This window comes from Methyloceanibacter sp., assembly GCF_050728395.1.
GTDB lineage: Bacteria > Pseudomonadota > Alphaproteobacteria > Rhizobiales > Methyloligellaceae > Methyloceanibacter.
Genome location: NZ_JBOHJB010000183.1, coordinates 1 through 2,358, shown reverse-complemented (window position 1 = coordinate 2,358; position 2,358 = coordinate 1). Strand labels below are relative to the sequence as shown.

Annotated in this window: 2 protein-coding genes and 1 pseudogene; all 3 read right to left on the bottom strand. The window is 65.6% G+C overall.

Going from position 1 to position 2,358, the window contains the following annotated elements; all coding sequences use genetic code 11:
* Positions 1 to 556, bottom strand: a pseudogene (locus tag ACREC7_RS16375) (hypothetical protein); the annotation flags it as partial.
* A 161-nt stretch (positions 557 to 717) separates the two neighbouring features.
* On the bottom strand, positions 718 to 1,500 hold the full coding sequence (gene pgeF / locus ACREC7_RS16370; protein ID WP_431556750.1) for a peptidoglycan editing factor PgeF: 783 nt from the start codon (positions 1,498 to 1,500) through the stop codon (positions 718 to 720).
* Between the two features lie 20 nt (positions 1,501 to 1,520).
* The coding region (locus ACREC7_RS16365; RefSeq protein ID WP_431556749.1) for a class I SAM-dependent methyltransferase at positions 1,521 to 2,358 on the bottom strand (838 nt) is incomplete at its 5' end.

Sequence of the window (2,358 nt, the reverse complement as noted above, 5' to 3'; positions counted from 1 at the left end):
GGGCCGGTGCCGGGGTCGAGGCCACCGGCGGAGGGGAGCCGCCGCCCGACATGGTGGCGGCGATTTGTGGGGCGATCTTGGCGGCGAGGCCGTGGAGCGCCGCGCTGTCCACGCCGCTCCAGGGATCAGCCCCCGCGCGGCCGGCGATGATCTGCTCGCCGGAGACCCGCCCGACGCGCTGACCCTTCGTATCGGTAATGTCCAAGATGTATGAGATCTTCGCGCCCTTCTTCTCGCTGGTTGCAACGAGATAGCCCTTCAGCGTGTAGGGGGAGCCCGTACCATCCGGCGTGATCGTCAGTTTGTTGTCCGAGCCGGCAGTCGCAAGCTCCTGGCCAAATTGCTTGGCAATATTCGCCGGCGCGCCGACGATCGGGGCGAGGTCCATGCGGGTGGAGGAGCGGCCGAAGAGCCTGCTGGTGGCGTCGCTGAAAAAACCGGCCTTGGCGCTCTCCGCGAACCCGCTGGCGTATAGGCCGAAGACAACCGCAGCGGTCAGCGCCGTGGTTGCGACACGCCGGAGCCGGCGGCGCACGCATAGTGGAGTCGCGCCCAACAAATACTCCCTCTGTTGGCCGCAAAGCCCCCTTCGCGACTGCCTTCAAGTACCCGCGGCGGGGCTTCCAAACCTCGCCCAAACAATAGATTACCTGCCCCGCTTGCGTCCAGCTTAAGGATGATCGGCGTGCGCCCCAACGAGCCTATGGTGAATGAGGATCAGGCGAGCACGATGGCAGAAATTTGGCGCCCATAGTCTTCCTCGCCGTGATGCTGTGACCGGCGATAGCTGAACAGGCGGGTCTCGTCGCAATAGGTGCAAAGCCCAAGGTCAGAGACGGCGCCGATGCCGGCGCGGGCAAGGCGCTCGGCCACATAGCCGGCAAGGTCGAAATGGGGTTCGCCGGAGCTGTCGTCGGTCATGAAGAAGGGCGCACTCGAAGGTTCCTCGGCCAGGAAGCGCTCGACATAATCGGTCCCAACCTCATAGGCGCGCTGTGAGATCGTGGGACCGATGACCGCCACCATGCGCTCAGGCTTCGCGCCGAGTTGTTCCATGGACGCGACCGTGGCCTCGACGACGCCAAAAAGCGCGCCGCGCCAGCCGGCATGGGCGGTGGCGATGACCCGTGCTTCCGGATCGCAAAACAGGACAGGCGCGCAATCGGCGGTCAGCGCGCCGATGGCGAGGCCCGGCGTGCGCGTGACCAGGGCATCGGCTTCGGCCGCGTCGCCATTCCAGGGCTTGTCGACAATCAATGCTGTCGCGCTGTGGATTTGATAGAGCGTCAACAGGCGCTCGGGCACCACGCCCAAGGTCTCGGCCACCAAAATGCGGTTCTGCCGCACATTCTCCGCATCGTCACGGGAGCCGAGACCGCAATTGAGCGAACCGTAAATGCCCTTCGAAACGCCGCCTTGGCGGGTGAAGAATCCGTGGCGGATGCCGTCACAGCTCTCGATGGTCGAGGCGCAGAACATGGCCCTGTCGGGTGTCACCATGGCCGGTCGGTAAGGTACGGTCAATTGCTCTCAGCGAAAGGAGGGGGTGATGGTAGGCTGGCGCCGGCAAGGACGAGCGCTTTGAACACTCTCCCCATCTGCGCAGGATCGACGAGCCGCGACGCGCCTGAAGCGATCGCTTCCGCTTGCGGCGGGGTGGCGCGCTGAAGCAGCCGATCGCGGCGCTCGCCAAGGCCGAGCTTGAGCAGGAACTCTCCTTGGGGCACCGGGCCGTAGGGCTTCAGTCCGAGTGCGCTCGCCTGCCGCTTCAGATCGGCGAAATCGACATGGGCGGAGAGATCGGCGCTTCCCGGATCGGCAAGCGGTGCGGCAAAGCGATGGCCGCGCACGGCTTGCAGCGTGTCGCAGAAGCCGGTTTCGTCGTGGCCGTAATCGATGATGAGGGCGGCGAGGGGGGAAAGGGCGGCGCGGCGAGCAACCTCACGCAAGAGAGGCTGTGACGCTGGCCTCGTTTCGAGGATGGAACCATCAGGCGCCGGGTCCGGGAGATCTCCCGCTTGATCGCCGCGCGCGGGCTTCTCCGCTTCGGTGAAGCAAAAGCCGCCTCTGCCGTCGCGCGCAACGAGGCGCTCGCGCCAGGAGCCGCCGCTACGGATGAACTGCCGGACGGGGAGGGCGTCGATGAATTCATTGGCGAGCACGATGAGCGGACCCTCCGGCAACTCATCCAGCTTCGCGTGCCAGCGGACGGGCACCGGCGCCTCTTTGAGAGTCTTTCGTTGCGCCTCAACCATGACCGGGCTGATCTCGATAAGAGCGACAGAGACTGCGTCGAGAAATTTCGGCAGGCTACGCCAGGCGCGGAGCGCATCAGCCATCAAGGTGCCGCGCCCTGGC